This window comes from Endozoicomonas sp. ONNA2, from assembly GCF_024606365.1.
In the GTDB taxonomy this organism is placed as follows: Bacteria; Pseudomonadota; Gammaproteobacteria; order Pseudomonadales; family Endozoicomonadaceae; genus Endozoicomonas.
The window spans coordinates 1-1536 of sequence record NZ_JAHHPO010000014.1; the positions used below are offsets into that span (position 1 = coordinate 1).

The window sequence follows — 1536 nt, forward strand, 5'->3', positions numbered from 1 at the left end:
CATAAAATACAGTCAACAACGATGAAATGATTACCCCAGAGCACCCATGGCCAAGACAGTTTCTTTTGCTATTGTTCACTTTTGTGTTGCGTTTACGGTCGGTTACCTGATGACCGGTGATGTCATGATCGGTGGTGCCCTGGCGATGGTTGAGCCTGCCGTGAATACCGTGGCTTATTATTTTCACGAAAAGATCTGGAATCGATCTGAAAAGGTCAGACCACAGCGCACCGAGGCGGCTCTTAACCGGCTGAAGGCTCTCAACCCGCTGAAGGCTCTCAACCCGCTGAAGGCTCTCAACCCGCTGAAGGCTCTGAATACATAGCAATGGCTCCCTTATTCAGACCTTCAAAAGCGGCAACCCGGATGCTTTTGTCCGGGTTTCTCCCGGCCAGACAGCGGGCAATATGGCTGGCAATCAGTTCAACAGTGGAGTCGGTATCGATTAAATAACAGTGTGACCTTGGCAGGCTGAGTTCGAAGTAACCCTGGTTGGCCGTATAACTGAATCGATAATGCTCCACGTCATCCTCGCTGAAGGAACCCTGTAGATCCTCTTTAGTGGCTATATAAATGTCGCGCCATTGTGATGCCCACCAGGCTTCCAGGGACTGATCCCGCTGTTCATCAACAAAAATCCGAATCTGTGAGCGATGACCATGGGCAATCCGTTGGCAGTTCCCATCGTATTTCTTCAACCCATGGCTGTAGTGATAGTAAGCCCCGCCAATATCTTCAGGGTATAACCTGAGTTCAACCGTTGTGACGTTGTCAGGCAATTCCGGTTGTATGGCATCCTCCAGAAAGGGGGTCAGTAACTCTGGCGTTATCGCCTCTGCATCCACCAGCAACACAGCCTGTGCCGGTGCTGAACAGGTAATCTTCCCGTGACAGGTAGTAAAGCTGACAACTATCTGCTCCTGGTTATGGGTAATGGCGGTTGCTCCTGCCTTCAGGGGAATCAAAAGACGGTGATCTGAGAGGTTGTCCAGCGAGGCTTTAACTTGTTTCTTGACATGGACAAAATCAAACACCATCCCCTGTTGATCAAGTTCACCACCGAGCACCACATCCACAAGCCAGGTTTCCCCAACCAGTCCACGTTTTGGACAGAGGTAACTGAAGTCCAGGGTAGTCAGTTGGTTTACGAACAGAGCTTGCATATTAATTTCATGGAACCATCAGTAGTGATGAATGGATTTAAAAATCATCTGATTTTGGAGCGCATTTTTCAAATTATCCACAGGGGCAGCGTAGGTCAGGAATTGAAAAACAGCCATAAGAAGTGCCTGGTAACCATTGCATTTTCCATAAATCTGCAGTGCTGACCTCTGACAAAACAGGGGCCAGGATATACAACATTTGAGGGCACTTACTTGATTCCCTTCTCAAGACTGCATCCACAAGCCGCTATCTATCAGCCTTAACTACTGACCCTGAACCGAAGCGGTCGGCTTTGCTTCCGGTTGCGGATTTGACACCTTGCGGGCCTCAAGCGTCCTGTCGATCAAGGCAAGGTGGCAGCAAGACTAAAGG

The 1536-nt window shown here is 49.3% G+C and carries 2 protein-coding genes; one reads left to right on the forward strand and one right to left on the reverse strand.

Annotation, left to right across the window (positions count from 1 at the left end; translation table 11 throughout):
* Positions 1-46 precede the first annotated feature (46 nt).
* On the forward strand, positions 47-325 hold the full coding sequence (locus KDK14_RS00180; RefSeq protein ID WP_257262995.1) for a DUF2061 domain-containing protein: 279 nt from the start codon (positions 47-49) through the stop codon (positions 323-325).
* On the opposite strand, the gene KDK14_RS00185 is transcribed toward KDK14_RS00180, so the two are convergent.
* On the reverse strand, positions 297-1163 hold the full coding sequence (locus KDK14_RS00185) for a 6-carboxytetrahydropterin synthase (protein WP_257262996.1): 867 nt from the start codon (positions 1161-1163) through the stop codon (positions 297-299). The two genes, KDK14_RS00180 and KDK14_RS00185, sit on opposite strands and share 29 nt — an antisense overlap.
* Positions 1164-1536: the final 373 nt, after the last annotated feature.